The organism is Clostridium sp. L2-50 (genome assembly GCF_000154245.1).
Lineage (GTDB): Bacteria > Bacillota > Clostridia > Lachnospirales > Lachnospiraceae > Coprococcus.
The window spans coordinates 154,760-174,642 of sequence record NZ_DS480322.1 but is presented as its reverse complement, the minus strand read 5'-3'; the positions used below and the strand labels follow the sequence as shown (position 1 = coordinate 174,642).

Genomic DNA, 19,883 nt, shown 5'->3' with positions numbered 1-19,883 from the left:
ACAGGAGTATTTACGAATCAGGCATGTGCAGAGAATAGAAAATCCGGCACGTCATTATAGAGGGGTTCGTATTGTATGTGGACGAAGGCATTAAGACAGCTCCAGCTTTTCAATGACAAAGCCTGCATTTTCCATATGGTAGTCATTGCCACAGTAAGGGCAGATGCGCTGGCGTACGGAATCGAAGCTTGCGCCACAGGCAGGGCAGTGGACGGAAGTAATGGAGAAACCGGGCGGTTCCATGTAGGCGGTATTACGTCGGAGGGATACGTCGATACAGTCGCCCCGACGGTTTATGGCGCCATCATGTTCACTGTAGTTGATCCACCAGGTACGAAGATTCAGGCACAGTTCACTTCCCTCCATGTGGATATCATTGACAGTTAAAGCCTGCATGTAGGTCATCTCGATGATATCCTGAAAATATGGATCAAAAGAAGAACCACGATAGAAAGCAAGGTTTTCCGGGTGATCTGCCAGAACGGTCATGCGGATCAGGGAGATGATCTGGCCTTCAAATTTCTCGAAAGAAAAAACAGGATCATAAGGCGCAAATGCTCGTGAGATCTTTCCCTTTGCTGTCACATAAGACCAGAATGGAATACGTTTTCGACCGTCACGATTGAACTGCTTAATGATCAAAAGAATGGATGAAAGCATAAGTCCGGTGATGCCGCCGAAGATCAGTGTGACAAAATAGGACATGATCAGGCTGGCAGGAATCGGATTCTCCCAGTCTGAAAGAAAGGAAATAAAAGTAAATAGAAATACAACCAGAATAGTGATCCATATGGTGGAGCCTCGTTTGTTTACATTTTTCATGGAAGCATTATTCCGGATAAAATAGGTATTCGTGACACGCGGGAACAGATCCTTTATCTGGAAAACGGTGCTGCAGTATGGGCAACCCTGTGTCAGGGCAGCAACCGGATTGACAGCGCCACAGTTCGGACAGGTCATGGTCATATGATGAAGCTCTGCTTCATTTGGTGTATGCACAACCACCTCATACATGATATCATCTGATTTCCGGTCATATATGGTGCCGGATGTATTTTCAAATCGCAGATGCCGGTTGATCCTTTCGTCCATGGTATCAACGGAATACCAGACCGTGTTTCTTGTAAGATAAGAGGTGCCATTGGTGTCTTTGGCAGGCGTTGTGTAGTGGATCATTTGGATACCTTTGCGATTCAGACGTTCCTTCTGCAGGTGGAGGGCGTAGGAGGTATCACCGTCACAGCTCTTTGGTGGAAGTCCGGAATCATACCAGTGATTCAGCTCTATGGCAAAATCATCATAGATGCTTTTGTGTTTTTCCCATGCAGGTTTGTATTTCTTAAATGCGGTCACCTGTTTTATATAGCGTATCAGTAATATAACGGCAATTATGATCAGTACGATACCGATTCCAAGGAAAATAAATCTTGGTGTACGATCGATCTCGCAAGTGTATACAGAGGCAGACAGAATTCCTGCTGCCAGAACGCCGATGCTTTTTGGAAACAGAGTGGCATCCGGCAGTGAGACCGGGTGGTTTCGTTTGATATTTGATATTGGTGGGAGTATGTCCATTCTTTTTTCTCCTGTTAAAAATTGATCATTGGGTAATATGGGGGAAATTATAAGAAAATAAATGCAATGTACGATATAAAACCATTTGTCCCCATATAGGAAAAGTGTATAATGAAATATAGAAGATGTCCAGCATAAAATAAGAAAGGACCAAAGCATGAAAAAGCAGGAAATGGCAAATACATTGTTAAAAGAGAATAGAACACATGGAACGGTGCAGTATCCGGTTGCTTTGTACGAATGGAACGGAGAAAATGAGTGGCATGTGGTTCCGCATTGGCATGAGGAAATGGAATGGATCTATTTTCAAAAAGGTGATTTCCCGGTATGGATAAATACAAAGGAGTATCAGGTTCATGCACCGGCATTTATGTGCATCCATCCGGAAGAACTGCATGCATTGATCCTGGAAAAGGATGGTATAGAAAGTGCGGTTGTGTTCCCTGTTGATATCCTGTGCTTTGAACGGTATGATGCGGCGGAGGCGAAGGTGCTTGGCCCACTTGCAGAAGGAAAGCTTCGGATGCCGGTTCTGTGCCAGAGCGGGGATGCGGCATTTGAGGAATTGAGTGCCTGTTATAAAGAGATTGAACAGGTGCTTAGGCAGATGAAAGAACATGATACGAAGAAAGTGCAGCATCTGGATTCTTCAATAACGCGTGAGAACGTGGCAGGAGAACCGAAACAGAATCTACAGAAAAATATGCTCTATTTGAATATCAAGGCAAAGATGTTAGAATTGATCGCAGTTGCATATAAGTATGACCTGTTTACAAGACAGGTCAGGGAAGACAGGGAAGAATCAGGAACGGTAGAGAATCTGAAAAAGGTGCTGCAGTATATCGGGGAGCATTACGGTTCACCGATCCGCTTGTCCGAACTGGCGGAGCTGGTCAATATGAATGAACAGTATTTTTGCCGATATTTTAAGAAGAATATCGGGAAGACGATCACAGAATATATCAATGTGATCCGTGTGGAGAAAGCGGCAACGGCACTTGCAGAGACAGAGGATAAGATCATAGATATTGCATCTGCTTGTGGATTTGACAATATCGGATATTTTATCAGACGCTTTAAAAAGGAGAAGGGCATGACACCTTCCGAATATCGTAAAAAGTCAAAATAGTACAATAAAATAGTCAATTTAAAGATAGAAAACCTCTTTGTATTCCGTATACTGTAATTAAAGTGTAAAAAGAACGAGTATCTGTATCCGATGGTGGAACAGATACAGACAGTATAAAAGGAACACAGGAGGTTTTTATAATGAAAAGAAAATGGTGGCATGGTAAAGTAGCATATCAGATATATCCAAAGAGTTTTCAGGATACAAATGGAGATGGAATCGGTGATCTTCGTGGCGTGATCGATCATTTAGATTATCTGAAAAGTCTGGGAATCGATATTATCTGGTTATCTCCGATCTATCAGTCTCCATTTGTCGATCAGGGTTATGATATTTCAGATTATTATAAGATCGATGAGATCTTTGGAACGATGGAAGAATTCGATGAGTTGTTAGCAGAAGCGAAGAAGCGGGATATGTATATCATTATGGATCTTGTTATTAATCACTGTTCTGATCAGCATGAATGGTTCCAGAAAGCATTAAAAGATCCGGAGGGTAAATATGGCGATTATTTTTATTTCCGTAAGGGAAAAGACGGCAATCCGCCAAGCAATTACCGGTCTTATTTTGGTGGAAGTGCATGGGAAAAGGTAGAAGGAACGGACTATTATTATCTTCATATGTTTGCAAAGGAACAGCCGGATCTGAACTGGAACAATCCTGAGGTATTAAATGAATTATATACCATGATCAACTGGTGGCTGGATAAGGGCGTTGCGGGTTTCCGTATCGATGCGATCATCAATATCAAGAAAGATCTGAGTTTTCCGGATTATGAGCCGGACGGACCAGATGGAATGACAGGAATCTTCCATATGGTTGAGGGCGTCGATGGCGTTGGTGAACTGTTAGAGGATCTGAAGAAGCATACATTTGAAAAGTACGATGCGTTTACAGTTGCTGAAGTATTCAATATGAAGAAGGATGAGCTGGAAGAATTTATCGGTGACGACGGACATTTTTCAACGATGTTTGATTTCTCAGCGCATGAGATGACCTTTGGCGATCATGGCTGGTACGATGCGAAGAAGGTCAGATTTGATGATCTGAAAAAGGAGATCTTCCATGCACAGAAGGAATGTGAAGATGTTGGCTTCCTTGCAAATATTATAGAGAATCACGACGAGCCGAGAGGTGCGAGCCGTTATCTGCCGGATTACCTTCAGAATGAAGACGGAATCAAATTACTGGGAACGATCAGTGTTATGCTGCGTGGTATTCCGTTTATTTATCAGGGACAGGAGATCGGTATGCGTAACTGTCATATGGCTTCGATCGATGATTACAATGATATTAGTACAAAGAATGAATATGCAGTTGCAATCGATGCTGGCTGTACGGTAGAAGAAGCGATGGAAGCCTGCTATGAGAACAGCAGGGATAATGCCAGAACACCAATGCAGTGGGATGATTCTGCACAGGCAGGATTTACAACCGGAACACCATGGCTCTTTGTAAATCCAAATTATAAAGAGATCAATGTAAAAGAACAGCTTGGCAGGGAAGATTCAGTATGGTACTATTACCAGAAGCTGATCGCACTTCGTAAGTCCGAGGACTACAAAGAAGTATTTACCTATGGCAAGGTCGTTCCAATGTTTGTGGAGAAGGATGGAATATTTGCATATGCAAGAAAGACGGAAGACCAGACCGTTTACATTATAACGAATTACAGCAGAGAAGATATCACGGTTGATCTGCTGACTGCAAATGAGCAGCCGAAGCTTCACGTTTTGTTAGATAATAAGAATGACGTATGCTTAAATGGCAACCGTATACGGTTAAGCTCCGGGCAGGCAGTGATCCTGGGATAATGCTTTGAATAATTGATCAACATATAAAACCATTAAAATGATGGCGAAACAGTGCTTAAAAACCATCATTTTGATGGTTTTTATTAGTTACAAGGAAATTAATATATGATATTCTGTTAAAAAGTGGAAATAAATTAGGGGTATTATAATGGCATAGAAATGGGGTGCATATATGAGAAGAAATTACAGGGAAGGTATCGGCAGATGGCTGGCAGGAGTGCTGGTTATCAGCATGACACTTGGACAGATAACAGGCTGTCAGGTGACAGGTGGGGATCAGAATGGGGGAACAACTTCCGGGTATCTGACAGAAGAAAATACTGACAGGGCAGATGGCTCACAGACGACAACCGAAGAACCGACCACAGAAGAAGAGTGGAAATCGATCGTCTCGGGGGAATACTACAAGCAGGCAAAGGTATCCGGATATACGAATCTGTATCAACTGGATATGAAAGTAGAGGAAGATAATATTTACATCAATAAGATGTTTGCTTTTGGGGATGCCCTTGGAATCCAGTATGGCGTAGGAGAAGACGGTTATCTGGCACTATATGATCTGGCGGATCTCAGGCAGAAAGCGGTTGTAAGCTGCCCGAAGGATACATATGCATCAGATGTATTTTCAAATGGAACCGATGAGGTGGTTCTCTATGATAAAGGCAACAAAGAGCTGATCCGTTATGGATCCTTGTTGGATAATGAGTCTGTTATGCCAATCGAAAAAGGGACACCGGACAGTTATCTGATGTCAAAGGATCTCACCGGCTTCTTCTATACAAATGCAGAGGATGGACAGATCTATGAATATGATCTGCGGTCAGGGGAAGAGTCAGAGGTGTGTCCGGCATATTCAGGAGAAGGAAAAGATACAACGCTGCTAGGATATGCGGAAGAACCGGAGTATCTGGTGGTGTCGGCATATGATAATACGGCAGAACGTGTGGAGGTCAGATGTTATAGTGTGACCGGTGAAGATATAAAAGAAACCGGTGATTATGATATCGTGCAATTTGAAGGAAGTGGGGATAAGTACTACGCATCGGTATATGCGGATGGTCAGGTCTATCAGGTGTATGGAGAAACTTCCGGGGAAGAAGCGGGTATTTTGTTCCCGGATAATACAGGTGATTTTCAGGTTGGCTGCGATGTAGAACATGGTCTGGCTATGTATGGCAGTTCCAGCCAGTCGCAGGAGACGAATACACAGAAGCTGCAGTTCCGGATCTATAATGTGGATACCGGTAAATGTGAAAGCAGACTTGCAGTAACATTTCCGTTTGATGAAACAAATTATATCTATATCGATCAAGGTACTTATATAGATACATACAACTTCTTTGTATTTTCAACGAGCGGACTCACACCGGAAGTATACATATGGGATCTGAACGATGCACGCAGCATTTCCGGTGATTCCAGAGTCTACCGTTATCCATGGAGTTATCTGGATCATCCGTCTGATGAGCTGAAGCAGGAGCTGCGGCAGCAGGCAAAGGATATCGGAGATCAAAATGGTGTAGAGATACATATATTTGATGAAGTGTCGGAGTGCAGCAAGGATATCTACCGTTATGAGGCATCAGACAATGCACTTCTGACTGCTCAGTCATTGGAAGTTCTGAAGAATGAGTTGAAGAAATATCCGGATCGGATGTTGAAAAATCTGGATGATGGATATGGAAGCATATTAAAGATCTATCTGGCAGGTGCGATCATAGGAACAGATGAAACGGCACTTACAACAGCTGCCGGAGTTCAGAATACTCTGGAGAATGACACATTTCTGGTTATTGATATCAATGATCAGTCCTCCTATATCAGCACGATCCACCACGAGATCTTCCATGCGATCGAGAACCATATGAATTACACCGGCTGTTGGTTTGATGAAGGAATTTGGTCGGAGTGCAACCCGGATGGATTCGATTATGATTACGATTATATTGCAAATGAAAATAGCAATGACAATACCTATGTTGCATTTTCATCCGGTGATGCGTCAGAGATTGCATTTATTGACACCTACTCAAAAAGCTTTCCAAATGAAGACCGTGCGAGAGTATTTGAATATGCCATGACGGATCAGCAGAATGATAATGGATTCTTTAGCTATGAAAGAATACGGAAAAAGTTAAAGGTGATATCGGATCAGATGAGTGCATGTTTCCCGGAGGATGATGGAGCGACACTTATGCCGTGGGAAAGAGTATTGATGTATGAAAAATAGCAAGATTACGTTTAAAACCGCTTGACACTGGAAAGACTTCTGTTGTACTATGAGATTTAGTTTAACAGCATAAATGCAAGGAAAAAGAGGAGTACCATAAAAGAACTGCCAGAGAGGAAGATCCACAGGCTGAAAGGTCTTTCGAGGAAATTTGTGGGAAGGTAGCTTTGGAGCAGCACATCCGAAATGTTCAGTAGGATGCGCCGGGTCGTTCCCGTTACAGAATAAGATGAGTGATAAATTAAGGTGGTAACGCGTAAGATACGCCCTTTGGAACAGAGATGTTTCAAAGGGCTTTTTCTATGTAAGAAGATTGATTCTGTAAAGGAAAAACGCTCCACTAAAGATGCTATAAAAACAGAAAGGATGGAACAGATGAAAGAACTGGAAAAGACATACAATCCGGCCGACATAGAAGACAGGCTGTACAGAAAATGGGAAGATAAGAAATATTTTCATGCAGAGGTAGATCGCAGTAAGAAACCATTTACGATCGTTATGCCGCCTCCAAATGTAACCGGACAGCTTCATATGGGTCATGCCCTGGACAATACGATGCAGGATATCCTCATTCGTTTCAAAAGAATGCAGGGCTACAGTGCATTATGGCAGCCGGGTACAGACCATGCAGCGATCGCTACAGAGGTAAAGGTAACAGAGAAATTAAAGGCAGAAGGCATTGATAAGAAGGAGATCGGCAGAGAGGCTTTCTTACAGCATGCCTGGAAATGGAAAGAAGAATACGGCGGAAGAATCGTAAATCAGTTAAAGAAGCTGGGTTCATCTGCTGACTGGGACAGAGAGCGTTTTACAATGGACGAGGGATGTTCAGAAGCAGTTAAGGAAGTATTTGTTAATCTCTATGAAAAGGGATATATCTACAAAGGTTCCAGGATCATCAACTGGTGTCCTGTATGTAAGACATCCATTTCGGACGCAGAGGTAGAGCATGTAGAACAGGAAGGACATTTCTGGCATATCAATTATCCGATCGTTGGAGAAGAAGGAAGATATGTAGAGATTGCAACGACCAGACCGGAAACCCTGCTTGGTGATACAGCGGTTGCTGTAAATCCAAAGGATGAGCGTTATAAGGATATCATCGGTAAGATGCTGAAGCTTCCTTTAACAGACAGAGAGATTCCTGTTATCGCAGATGAATATGTAGATATGGAATTCGGAACAGGCTGTGTAAAGATTACACCTGCACATGATCCGAACGACTTCGAAGTAGGTAAGAGACACAATCTGGAAGAAATCAATATTTTAAACGATGATGCTACGATCAACGAGAAGGGCGGCAAATACGCAGGCATGGATCGTTATGAAGCAAGAAAAGCAATGGTAGCAGATCTGGAAAAAGAAGGTCTTCTTGTAAAGGTTGTACCACACACACATAACGTAGGAACACATGACAGATGTAAGACAACGGTAGAGCCAATGATCAAGCCACAGTGGTTTGTCCGTATGAAGGAAATGGGCCAGGCAGCTCTTGACCTGATCAAGACAGATGAGCTGGAATTTGTACCGGAGCAGTTTGATAAGACATACATCCACTGGCTTGAAAATATCCGCGACTGGTGTATCTCCCGTCAGCTTTGGTGGGGACACAGAATTCCGGCTTATTACTGTGATGAGTGTCATGAGACGATCGTTTCCAGAGAAGTTCCGACGGTATGTCCGAAATGTGGATGCACACATCTGACACAGGATGAAGATACACTGGATACATGGTTCTCATCCGCACTCTGGCCATTCTCAACACTTGGCTGGCCAAAGAAGACACCGGAATATGAATATTTCTATCCGACTGACGTACTTGTAACCGGATACGATATCATCTTCTTCTGGGTTATCCGTATGGTATTCTCAGCACTGGAGCAGACAGGAAAGAGCCCATTTAAGCATGTTCTGATCCACGGATTGGTTCGTGACGATCAGGGACGGAAGATGAGTAAGTCTCTTGGAAATGGTATCGATCCGCTTGAGGTTATTGATAAATATGGTGCAGATGCCCTTCGTCTGACATTGATCACAGGTAATGCACCGGGAAATGATATGCGTTTCTATTGGGAGCGTGTAGAGAATTCCAGAAACTTTGCAAATAAGATCTGGAACGCATCCAGATTCATTATGATGAATATGGAAAAGGCTGATTTCTCAAATGTAAAATTATCTGATCTTACGATCGCTGACCGTTGGATCTTATCCAAGGTCAATGATCTGGCAGTTGAGATGACAGATAACATGGAGAAATACGAGTTGGGTATCGCAGTTTCCAAGGTATATGACTTCATATGGGAAGAATTCTGTGACTGGTATATCGAAATGGTTAAGCCAAGACTTTACAATGATGCAGACGAGACAAAGGCAGCAGCCCTCTGGACATTAAAGACCGTTCTGATCCGGGCATTGAAATTATTACATCCATATATGCCGTTTATCACGGAGGAGATCTTCTGTAACATTCAGGATGAGGAAGAATCTATTATGATCTCTGACTGGCCTGTATATAAAGAAGAGTGGAGCTTCAAACAGGATGAAAATGCAGTTGATACGATCAAGGCTGCGGTTCGTGCGATCCGTAATCTGCGTACCGGTATGAATGTACCGCCAAGCAAGAAAGCAACTGTATATGTTGTATCTGCTAAGAGTGAGATCCGTGATATATTTGAAGCATCAAAGAATTTCTTTGCAACACTTGGATATGCAAGTGAGGTATTCATTCAGGACAGCAAGAATGGTATTGACGAGAATGCAGTATCTACCCTGATACATGATGCCGCACTCTATATTCCGCTTGCAGAGCTGGTTGATATCGACAAAGAGATCGAGCGTCTGGAGAAAGAATCCGGTCGTCTGGCCGGCGAGATCAAGCGTGCATCCGGTATGCTTGCAAATCCTAAATTTGTAGATAAAGCACCGGCTGCTAAGGTAGAAGAAGAAAAAGCCAAGCTTGCAAAATATACAGAAATGAAAGCCCAGGTTGAAGAACGTCTGGCTCAGTTAAAGAAGTAATAACAGAGACGCAAAGCTGTGTCCATACATGAATCGAAACGACAGTGTCGACAGAAATGATTCATGGTATAAATTCAAAAAGAAAGAAACAGGCTGGCTGATCCGCATATAAAAGCACTGATAATACAGATGTTTTCATATCGTATCAGACAGCCTGTCTGGTATAGGAAGATGATACAGGATATAGAACCAAAACGGTTTCATAATGAATATGCATATCGAAAACCGCCGAAGAATGATGATGTGATCCTTGCATTTTCCGAGAAACTGATCCTTGCCAAAAAGGTAGAGGATGAGCATGAGCTGGTCTGGCTCACTGTCTCGGAATATAAAAGCTATATAGGAATAAATGATACGGTCACGCAGGATGCATCATGGCAGGATAATCTGACATACCTGTTTGTGATCGATGACAGACAGTATTTTTTGTATCGACCGCAGGATCTTGTCCGGACAACAGAGCCTTATTATGCTGAAAGATCAGCGAATGGAGCAACTGATGTAAATTGGGGAGAGCGTCTGGAGATTCCGGGTTATGAATACCGGAGCATGTATAAGACCAGAAGCTGCAAGCCAAAGGCAGAAGTGCTTGCGGCGGCAACCGGATGGCATCTGTATCTGTGGTATTCGATGAACCGCTATTGTGGAGCCTGCGGAATGCCTGTGCTCCCGGATGAGAAAGAACGGATGCTCCGTTGTCCGTCCTGCGGACATCTGATCTTCCCAACAATCGCACCGGCAGTAATTGTCGGAGTGACAGATGGCAATCGCATCATTCTTACAACTTACGCTGCAAGAGAGTATAAACGATACGCCCTGATCGCCGGCTTTACGGAAATAGGTGAGACGGTAGAGGAAACGGTTCGGCGTGAGGTGATGGAGGAAGTCGGAATACCGGTTAAGAATATCCGGTATTACAAATCACAGCCGTGGGGATTTGACAGCAATCTGCTGATGGGATTCTTCTGTCAGGCAGACAGAAAAAAGTCAGATGAGCATGGACCGGAACTGACTATCGATCATGAAGAACTTGCAAGCGGTGAATGGGTAGAACGCGAGCAGATCCCGGACTATGGAGAACATCTGAGTCTGACACATGAGATGATGATGCAGTTTAAACGATATGGACAGGGTGTGTTTGATCTGAAAACAGACCGATCACTATAAAAAATAAAGTTATAGTATTTGATATCTGAATAAAATAAAAAAAGAAAAGCATAAGGTTGAAAATAATTTCATATATTATAAAACCTGTGTTAAAAAGTAATAAAAAACGATTTGTTTCTGAAAAGCTGTTGGTTGACAAAACAAAAGCGGATGGTATAATGAGCCAAAAACCAGTTGGTAATACCAGTGTACCATACGATTTTGCAATGAGGCATTGAGAATGATCAGTGCCTCATTATTGTATCAGGATGTATTTCTGTTACAGTAAACACTTCAGGAACTGAGTAATCAGAAAAGTGAGGTATTATCAAGATGAAAGAAATTAATGCAGAGGAATTAAAAGGAAATCTGATCGAAATGATCAACAAAAAGTGGGCACTTGTAACTGCAGGAGATCATGAAAAGGCAAATACGATGACAGTAAGCTGGGGTTCCTTTGGTGAATTCTGGTCAAAGCCTGTTATAACGATTTATATCCGCCCACAGAGATATACAAAGCAGTTTATCGATGAACAGAAGGAATTTTCCGTTTGTATGCTTCCGGAAGAGTACAGAAAGGCACTGACTTATTGCGGAAGAACATCCGGTAAGGATGTAGCGGATAAATTTGCAGGAGCAGGGCTCACCCTTGATTTCTGTGGTGATGTTCCGGTTATCAAGGAGGCAGGCATTACACTCATTTGCAGAAAAATGTGCGAAGGAGATATTGATCCTGCTACCTTTGCTGATCCTGAGGAAGGAGCAAAGGTATATCCGGATAAGGATTATCACAGATACTATATCGCAGAGATTGAAAAGGTACTTGTACCGGATGAATATTAAATTAATACGGGCGTTCGCGTCCGAGAAAGAACAGTCCGGCAGCGCCGGGACCGCAGTGGGATGCGGTAATTGTACCGGCATTTAAGATGCGTACCGGATGGGTGACATTCGGAAATGTCTGTAGGACGGAGTTCTTTAACAGATAAGCAAGCTCGGGGCAGGCAGCATGGGAGATGAAGCATTTTCCATTGTAGTCTGTCCCGTTTTCTGCGTAGTATTCCATCTCAGAGATCACCTCTCTTACGGCGCGCTTCTTGCCACGGACTTTTGTATAGGCATCTGCCATTCCGTTCTGATCCAGCCGGATCAGAGGATGAATGTTCAGGATCGATGCGATATGGGAAGCAGCGCCGCTGATCCGTCCGCTATGGTGCAGAAAGGTGAGATCGGTTGTAAAAAACTGATGATGGATACAGGTACGATGCTTCATGATCCAGTCGGCAGCTGTTGCCAATGAAAGACCTTCATCCCGCATATCGGCAACGTAGTCCGTTAACAATCCATACCCTCCTGCACCGCAGAGAGAATCAATGACCTGCAGCTGCTTTCCCGGATAGTTCTTTTTTATTGCTGCCGCCGCACGATAGGCATTATTTGCCGATCCGCTTAAGGCGGAGCTGAATGTGATATGAAGCACATCACCATTCTGTATCAGTCCTTCAAAGAAATCATAATAGGAAGCTTCGTTGATCTGGGAGGTTGTAGGCAGCAGCCCTTTTTCCAACATCTTATAATACTTCGGCATCAGATCCGGATTTCGTTCCATGTTATCCTCGTATACATGTTCATGAATGATGTAAGTATAAGGAATGACCGCAATTTCCCGTTCATTCAGATAAGAATATGACAGATCCGTTGTCGATTCACACGATAAGATAAAATTTCTCATGATAAAAACCTCCAATACAATTTCCGATATATTTCCTGTATTAGTATTACCGGTGTTGATGAAAATACTCTTTGAAAAAATTGTTATTATTGCGTATTTAGTAAATGACTTACTTGCATGGTTCATTGTAATATGGTTTGATCTGACTGGATATGATAATAAGTTCCAAAATATAAGATTGCATTGGCTGGTTTTGATAATTGGAATAATACATATTATTGCAACAACGATTTGCTGCGTGTTTTTCTATAAGAAAGCGAGAACAAAGTATAAGATTCAAATTGGAAGCAAGCTGTTCGTATTCAATGAGATTATGGCATTATTGCCTTATTTGTATTTAATGTTCACTTGGATTATCATATAACTCGGAACTTACGGAGGAAAATAGTAATGGCACTGTTCCTACTGATTACATATATAGTAATTTTAATATTTCAAATAATATTATTTGTGATAACCATTCGCAAGAAAACAAAAAAACTTTGGCGAATATTGTTTTCGGCAGAACTAATTCTGCTGCTTATATCCATAGGACTGATGATTTACTATAATAATCTTCCTGGATATGGATTTATGCCAGGACTAACTTATTTGGAAGAAGTAATGTTTAGTTTTGGAGCGGTTGTTTTGTACTGTATAAGTTTCCTGATTTCTATATGCAGTTATATTGCAATTTCAAATAAACAAACTTAATTTGAGGTATTCCACTTGTGCGTTTATTTGAGTTCCTTGAATGAGCTTAAATATTATGTTAATCTTTTAAAGAAGTTGGCGTGTAGTTGAGTAGAAAGATAAATCGGAATTTGACGAGGTATTGGTAGAATGGTAGAAGTTAAATTTTATGACAATGTCGCAGATGAACTTTTGAAGTTTGCCATATTTGTTATTGTATACTAAATTTTGAAAATGCTGCATAATTTTGCGTTCAAAAAAAGACTGCACCATTTGTGTGCAGCTGCCATTGCCATATTCAGCTACCTGTTGTCAGGTGATGAATGCAAAGCTGTCATAAAGACGCTTGAAAGTAAATCTCCAGCGATTACTCCTTCCAATGGACAGCACCAGACGGCCGGCATGTTCTGTCAGATGTCCCGCAAACTGCATAAGATTACTGATCACCGTACGTATTCTTCGGCGATGTATTTTCTTCCGGCCGGGAGCATCCTTCTTTTTCAGCGATTCCTGCCCTATGATTCGAAGGATATTATATGCGATCATTGTCAGCTCTAGCACCAGTTTGTTGCTCTCAAACTTTCCCGACGGGAGTCTTCCAACATCCATGTCCGTCTTGATTTCACTGTGATACTGCTCACTTTCTCCGTGGGCATGGTAAAGATTAATGACTGTTTCGTCTGGCAGGGAAGTGTTTGTCCAGTATGTGCCCAGTTCTATATCGGGTACGATAAAATACTGCCCATATCGGTCAATGGTTCTTTCCGTGATCTCATAAATTGTGCGTATTCCGACAGTTTTCTCCTCGTTATCAGAAAGGGAATATGTCACATTCCGGAAGGTCTGTCCGATATAAACAGTTTTCCCATCACGTGGATGCTGGATATTCTGGCAGCATTCCCTGACGGATTCCAGCCATTCTTCTTTACTTTCCTGTCTGGGATTCCGTTTTATGATGAAAGACACATTGTTGTATTTATAGCTTTCTTCCATAAAGATGCCTATGTTTTCAGATGCATCGTTGCCGGAATCTAGCCGGATGAGCAGTGGTTTTTCCGTCAGCTGTCTGCACAGTTCAATGGTCTCTCTCAGGAAATCAGGAGTTTCTTTCTGGCAGTGCTGTTTCCCAATCCGCAGTTCAAGATTGACGAGGTATCCTTCTGTGCCGATATATGCCATAATTGGTGCATATCCGTCAAAACCCTTGTAGGTACGGGATACGCCTTCCTTATTGGATTTCGAATTGTCAAAGGGGGTTACATCAATATCGACAGGAACAAAGCCGTTATCCAGGGCTGTCGGCTCTATGTGCATTTCACGCAGCATGTCGACATTTGCCTGCTGGATGTCTTTGCGCAGGGAATCCCCGATCATGTCAAAACGCTGACGGAGTGTTTCGGCGGAAGGAATCGCATAGGAGATGCCTAATGCGTATTTGTAGTAGTCAGGGTCATCTATCATTTCACGGACAGCCTCATACTGGGGTTTTCCCTGACAGAGCATACCAATATAGGTGAGGAGCACGTCTCCATTTTTTATCTGTTTCTGCAGATAATCTTTTGAAATTGGAGCACGGTTGATTTTTTTAACAAAACTGCTTTTTCCAAGTATTTGCCCTACGAATACCAGACCACTGGGAGTAATGAGCCGCTCATCGCTGAATTCAATGTGTATTTTCTTCATTGCACTGCCTCCGCCTATCTTTTGATACTTTCATTATACAGGATAATGCATGATGATACAGTAAAAAAACAAAATTTTGTTTAACCTAGTGGGTGAAATAAAATGTATTGCGAAAATCAGTTTCCAGCAGGTATTATTGCTGAAAAAAAGGGATGTAACACTATGGTAAGTTTCACGGAATAAGGTGGATTTTCATTGACGCATATAACACCTTACAATATAATAAAAGCAAATATGTAGCTTATAAAGGAGGTTCCTTAATGACGAAAAAAATAACCGCAATATTCTTGGCATTGTGCATGGCAATCTCCGTTTTGCCGATGACCATTCAGGCGGCATCAAAGCCCGATATTAAAGTTGGCGACTATGTTAAAATGGGCGCGTATAACAATGCCTCAATTCTTTGGCGATGTGTAAGCATTGACAATAACGGACCGCTTATGCTTGCAGACAAAATTGTTGACACCCTTGCATATGATGCCAAAACAAATGACAACAGCAATTCAAAATCACACAGCAGAAGCTATAAGCGTGATGATTACGGTTCTAACTATTGGAAAGACAGCAATATGCGTTCTTGGTTAAATTCGACCGCAGCTGAAGGCAAAGTCGATTGGCTTTGCGGCAACCCTCCGAAAGACGGATATGTAAGCGGTGTGGGAGCGTACAACGAAAAAGCGGGTTTTCTCAACGCTTTTTCAAAATCTGAAATTGCGGCAATGAAAACCGTTACCCAGCGTTCTCTCGTTTCTCATCCCGAATACAACAAGGGCATAGTTGATGGAGACGCAAATTCGGATTTGTTATACTACACCGATATTTCGGAAGCGGTGGCAAACTACGACAGTTCATATTTTGAAACTACAACCGAAAAGGTTTTTCTTCTTGATGTAAAGCAGGCTAATGCCGTGTGGAAAAATCTCAAAGGTTATTATGTTGCGTATAATAATGACGGTATGGCTTGGCCTTATTGGCTTCGCACTCCTGTTACCGATTGCAATCACGATATGCGTTATATCAGTTCATCGGGTCAGGTCGGTCGTTATGCTCCGTGGTATTCCGATTTGGGCGTAAGACCTGCATTTTATCTCGATTCCGAATATTTTGTTACAACTTCCGGCAGCGGCTCACAAAGCAGTCCTTATATCGGCTCTGCTCCAAATAAGCAAGAGGATGATTATACAATTTCGGAACCTGCCGAGGACGCAAATCCCGATTGGAATGTCAGCACCGAGCAAAGCATTCAGCTCACCCTCGGCCCGTGGTATTCAAATGACGGAAAATATTCTAATCCTACCATCCCTGTTTATACCATCCAAAAAACACGCAGCGACACGGAAAATATGGTTGTTGTCGTTTGCGGCGAGGGATACACAAAAAGTCAGCAGGGCAAATTCATCAATGATGTCAAACGACTTTGGCAGGACGCTATGAAATATGAACCGTATCGCAGTTATGCCGACAGATTCAATGTTTACGCTCTTTGCACAGCTTCCGAATCGACTTTTGACAATGGTGGAAGCACCTTCTTTGATGTTATAGTCGACAAATATAATTCGCCTGTTATTTCTAATAATCTCCACGGAAGTCAGTGGAAAAATCATATTTTTGAGAGATGTATCGGTCCTGAATTTATCGAGAAAATTCACGATGCTCATATCAAAAAAAAGTGTGATCCAAACACAATTCCGTCCGGTTCGGAATATGAGCCTTATTATTATGTTCACGATTATATTGCTCAGTTCGCTATGGTTGTAAACACAAAATCAGATTTCGGCGGTGCTTATAATAACCGTGAATACGGCTTCCATTATTTCATTTCGCCATCAGACAGTTATCGTGCGTCAAAAACTTTTGCACACGAGTTTGGACACGGTTTGCTCGGTCTCGGTGATGAATACAGTAACGGATATTTGCTTGACGATAAGGAACTTAAATCACTCAATCTTTCCTCGGTTGAAGACCCGGAAAAGATAAAATGGCGACAGCTTTTAGGTTTTAGAAACACATATACCTGCCGCAATGCTTACGGCTCAAAAATGCTTGTTTCAAGTTATGAGTGCATAATGAGAGACACAAACTATCAATTCTGTGAGGTTTGCCGTTTGCAGGGCTTCAAGCGAATGTCTCAGCTTGTTAAGGATGTAGACCTTTATGTTGCAACTCCCGAGGTTAAGGAATATACGGGCGCTTATTCAAAGCCGTCTGATTTTACCGACCTTGAAACAAGTTCATATTATAATTACACATATAATCGCAATGACCGACTTTTGAGCGGCAACAGCAAAAGCAGATTTAATACTAATATGAACGGTAAAAAAATCGAGCTTAGAACTGTTATTCAAAACATTTCAGATAAAAATGCACGACAATTAAAATTCAAAATGTGGATTAAGCACTCCGACGGAAGCGTTGCGACCGATTCATCGGGGAATCCGCTTCAAACAGTACAAACCTTTGACATTCCTGTTTGGAATGATAAGGCAAATTTCTGGCCGCTCGGTGCTTTGGATCACATCAAAAGCGACTTTAATTCAGGCTTAAAGAGTTGCTCGCTTATTTATCAAATTCCGTCTGATGCACAGCTTAAGAGCGGCGATACCGTGGCATTTCAGGTGCTCGATGAAAACGGAAATGTGCTTGCAGACGACAATACGGAAACACAGCGCTACACAACCGTTTCAATTCAGTATAAATTTGAGGACGGCTCTGAAATTCCAAACACTGCCGGCGGAACATTTACCGTGCCATACGGCACAAAGCTTGATTTAACACCGGCAAAAACACTTTATGATTATGAATTTATAAAGGTTGACGGCTTGAATAAGCCTATTGTTTCGGACGGAACGGTTGTTACATATTATTACAAAAATAAAAACGAAGAACACACTCACAATCTGACTTTGGTTGCTGCGAAAGCTGCCACCTGCACTACTGCGGGCAATTCCGCATACTACACCTGCGATGGCTGTGACAAGTGGTTCGCAGATGCAACAGGATCGGTAGAAATTACCGATAAAACCAGTGTGAAGATTCCGGCTCCCGGACATACCGCAGGCAAAGAATGGAAGTCTGATGATACTAACCACTGGCATGAATGTTCTCGTTGCCACGACAAAAAGGACGAAGCGGCTCACGATTACGGTTCTGACAATGTTTGCGACACCTGCGGATATTACAAAACTGTACCGCACACTCACAATCTGACTTTGGTTGCTGCGAAAGCTGCCACCTGCACAGATGGCGGTAAGGAAGCATACTACAAGTGCGAAGGTTGTGGCAAGTTCTATGAAGATGTACTCGGTACAAAGGAAATAACCGACCTTGCATCTTGGGGCAATATTGCTAAGATTGCCCACACCACAAAGCAAACCGTAACAAAGGCAACCCCAACAGCAAACGGCAAGATAGTAAATTACTGTTCGGTATGTAAGAAAACTCTTTCAACGACAGTAATTCCAAAGGCATCAAGCATAAAGCTTAAAGCAACATCATTAACATATAATGGAAAGGTTAGAACACCTAAGGTTATTGTTAAGGACAGAACAGGAAAGACACTTGTTAAGAATACTGACTATACTGTGTCTTATGCAAAAGGCAGAAAGTATGTTGGCAAGTACGCAGTAAAGATTACCTTTAAGGGTAAATACAGCGGAACAAAGACGCTTTATTTCACAATCAAGCCAAAGGCAACAAGTATTTCCTCACTTAAAGCAGGTTCAAAGAAGTTTACAGTAAAGTGGAAGAAGCAGGCTACACAGACAACAGGCTATCAGGTACAGTACAGTGCCTCAAGTAAATTCAGCAAGGCTAAGACCGTAACAGTAGGCAAGAATACAACAGTATCAAAGAAAATTTCAAAGCTTTCGGGCAAGAAAAAGTATTATGTAAGAGTTCGCACCTATAAGACAGTTAAGATTAACGGCAAATCCATAAGGATTTATTCAGGCTGGTCAAAAGCTAAGACTGTTACAACAAAGAAATAAAAACTATACCGTAACCTTTGATTCTGCCGGTGGCTCTGCAGTAACGACTCAGACTATCGAAGAAGGTCAGAAGGCAACCAAACCTGCCGCTCCTACCAAGTCTGACGATACCACCAAGCCTTCGGATGATGTTCAGAATCCGCAGACCGGCGACAACAGTATGAGTGGCTGTGGATCGCTCTGCTGTTCGTCAGCGGCTTCGGAGTTGTGACAACTACTGTTTATACTAAATTAGACGAAGCAATTTCTGATGCTGTTAAAACTGGGAAAATCACTCAAGAAGAAGCGAACGCAGCTTACAAATAAATATACGAGGCTTGTCTTAAAAAAGACGAGCTCAAAATGACAATGAAACTGTCACTCTCTGGAGACACTAGGAGTGACAGTATAATCATCATAAATAAAATGAATCTTCGGCATCAACCCACATCTGCATAGTTCCATCAAGGTATAGTCTTGCATATTCAAGTGGTTCATCAATAGCAAGTGCATTTAATGCACAATCTAATCTGGGTGTTGTTTTTAAATTCTTTTCTGCTTCCCAGCAGTCAATGCGGAGCATATAGCCAGCAGAAGTATAAACATCAATGCTGTTGCGTTGTGGATTGTATTCTGCAAATATTGTTCTCATCGTATCAAATCTCCTTATCATTCAATCAATCATTTGTTACAAAAATCAGAAGCATTTCAATCAGTTCACCATGTCGTTTTTATTTTGTGTTATACTGTTTTAGAGGATTTTCTTTTCCTTGTATTTTCCCTTATCAGGGTTCATAAATCCATATGGGAAGATATAACATAAGGGAAAGTCTAAGGGAAAGATCACCTGCGACAAACTTAGTGTTTTCAAGGGATTCAGAGATATTTGATAATAAAATATAACAATTATTAAATC

General features: G+C 42.1%; 12 protein-coding genes and 1 other annotated feature. Of the genes, 8 read left to right on the top strand and 4 right to left on the bottom strand.

Annotated features, from left to right (window positions below):
• Positions 1-90: 90 nt before the first annotated feature.
• The gene (locus tag CLOL250_RS08750) at positions 91-1,575 is read right to left on the bottom strand and encodes a zinc ribbon domain-containing protein (RefSeq protein WP_044945663.1); all 1,485 of its coding nucleotides are present in this window, start codon (positions 1,573-1,575) and stop codon (positions 91-93) included.
• Between the two features lie 157 nt (positions 1,576-1,732).
• Here CLOL250_RS08750 and CLOL250_RS08745 point away from each other — a divergent pair, with 157 nt between their 5' ends.
• The 6 genes from CLOL250_RS08745 to CLOL250_RS08720 all read left to right on the top strand — a co-directional run bounded on the left by CLOL250_RS08745 (position 1,733) and on the right by CLOL250_RS08720 (position 11,758).
• Positions 1,733-2,704, top strand: a complete 972-nt coding sequence (locus CLOL250_RS08745) for an AraC family transcriptional regulator (protein ID WP_008401997.1) — start codon at positions 1,733-1,735, stop codon at positions 2,702-2,704.
• A 140-nt stretch (positions 2,705-2,844) separates the two neighbouring features.
• Positions 2,845-4,521 (top strand): glycoside hydrolase family 13 protein, encoded by a 1,677-nt coding sequence (locus tag CLOL250_RS08740; RefSeq protein WP_008401996.1) that lies wholly within the window; start codon positions 2,845-2,847, stop codon positions 4,519-4,521.
• A 172-nt stretch (positions 4,522-4,693) separates the two neighbouring features.
• Positions 4,694-6,751, top strand: a complete 2,058-nt coding sequence (locus CLOL250_RS08735; protein ID WP_008401995.1) for a hypothetical protein — start codon at positions 4,694-4,696, stop codon at positions 6,749-6,751.
• A 69-nt stretch (positions 6,752-6,820) separates the two neighbouring features.
• Positions 6,821-7,025 (top strand) — a binding site (T-box leader).
• Positions 7,026-7,126: 101 nt separating this feature from the next.
• Positions 7,127-9,769, top strand: a complete 2,643-nt coding sequence (locus CLOL250_RS08730; protein WP_044945721.1) for a valine--tRNA ligase — start codon at positions 7,127-7,129, stop codon at positions 9,767-9,769.
• Between the two features lie 171 nt (positions 9,770-9,940).
• Positions 9,941-10,936 carry an NAD(+) diphosphatase gene (nudC, locus tag CLOL250_RS08725; protein WP_008401993.1) on the top strand — a complete coding sequence of 332 codons (996 nt, stop codon included), beginning with the start codon at positions 9,941-9,943 and terminating at the stop codon, positions 10,934-10,936.
• 312 nt (positions 10,937-11,248) lie between these two features.
• Positions 11,249-11,758, top strand: a complete 510-nt coding sequence (locus CLOL250_RS08720) for a flavin reductase family protein (protein ID WP_008401992.1) — start codon at positions 11,249-11,251, stop codon at positions 11,756-11,758.
• A gap of 1 nt (position 11,759) precedes the next feature.
• Here the strand turns inward: CLOL250_RS08720 and CLOL250_RS08715 are convergent, their stop codons facing one another.
• Positions 11,760-12,647 carry a DegV family protein gene (locus CLOL250_RS08715; RefSeq protein WP_008401991.1) on the bottom strand — a complete coding sequence of 296 codons (888 nt, stop codon included), beginning with the start codon at positions 12,645-12,647 and terminating at the stop codon, positions 11,760-11,762.
• 984 nt (positions 12,648-13,631) lie between these two features.
• The gene (locus tag CLOL250_RS08700; RefSeq protein ID WP_008401986.1) at positions 13,632-15,002 is read right to left on the bottom strand and encodes an IS1380-like element ISClsp2 family transposase; all 1,371 of its coding nucleotides are present in this window, start codon (positions 15,000-15,002) and stop codon (positions 13,632-13,634) included.
• 260 nt (positions 15,003-15,262) lie between these two features.
• Between CLOL250_RS08700 and CLOL250_RS08695 the strand changes: the two genes are divergently transcribed.
• On the top strand, positions 15,263-18,988 hold the full coding sequence (locus CLOL250_RS08695) for a M64 family metallopeptidase (RefSeq protein WP_008401985.1): 3,726 nt from the start codon (positions 15,263-15,265) through the stop codon (positions 18,986-18,988).
• On the top strand, positions 18,945-19,199 hold the full coding sequence (locus CLOL250_RS14400; RefSeq protein WP_082241386.1) for an InlB B-repeat-containing protein: 255 nt from the start codon (positions 18,945-18,947) through the stop codon (positions 19,197-19,199). The genes CLOL250_RS08695 and CLOL250_RS14400 overlap by 44 nt, the downstream gene beginning before the upstream one ends.
• A gap of 183 nt (positions 19,200-19,382) precedes the next feature.
• Here CLOL250_RS14400 and CLOL250_RS08690 read toward each other — a convergent pair whose 3' ends face one another.
• On the bottom strand, positions 19,383-19,640 hold the full coding sequence (locus CLOL250_RS08690; protein ID WP_008401983.1) for a DUF6061 family protein: 258 nt from the start codon (positions 19,638-19,640) through the stop codon (positions 19,383-19,385).
• Positions 19,641-19,883 lie beyond the last annotated feature (243 nt).

Bases quoted from the DNA above. Each gene is read 5' to 3' on its own strand.
- CLOL250_RS08750 (WP_044945663.1), bottom strand. From the start codon at position 1,575: ATGGACATACTCCCACCAATATCAAATATCAAACGAAACCACCCGGTC.
- CLOL250_RS08745 (WP_008401997.1), top strand. From the start codon at position 1,733: ATGAAAAAGCAGGAAATGGCAAATACATTGTTAAAAGAGAATAGAACA.
- CLOL250_RS08740 (WP_008401996.1), top strand. From the start codon at position 2,845: ATGAAAAGAAAATGGTGGCATGGTAAAGTAGCATATCAGATATATCCA.
- CLOL250_RS08735 (WP_008401995.1), top strand. From the start codon at position 4,694: ATGAGAAGAAATTACAGGGAAGGTATCGGCAGATGGCTGGCAGGAGTG.
- CLOL250_RS08730 (WP_044945721.1), top strand. From the start codon at position 7,127: ATGAAAGAACTGGAAAAGACATACAATCCGGCCGACATAGAAGACAGG.
- nudC (WP_008401993.1), top strand. From the start codon at position 9,941: ATGATACAGGATATAGAACCAAAACGGTTTCATAATGAATATGCATAT.
- CLOL250_RS08720 (WP_008401992.1), top strand. From the start codon at position 11,249: ATGAAAGAAATTAATGCAGAGGAATTAAAAGGAAATCTGATCGAAATG.
- CLOL250_RS08715 (WP_008401991.1), bottom strand. From the start codon at position 12,647: ATGAGAAATTTTATCTTATCGTGTGAATCGACAACGGATCTGTCATAT.
- CLOL250_RS08700 (WP_008401986.1), bottom strand. From the start codon at position 15,002: ATGAAGAAAATACACATTGAATTCAGCGATGAGCGGCTCATTACTCCC.
- CLOL250_RS08695 (WP_008401985.1), top strand. From the start codon at position 15,263: ATGACGAAAAAAATAACCGCAATATTCTTGGCATTGTGCATGGCAATC.
- CLOL250_RS08690 (WP_008401983.1), bottom strand. From the start codon at position 19,640: ATGATAAGGAGATTTGATACGATGAGAACAATATTTGCAGAATACAAT.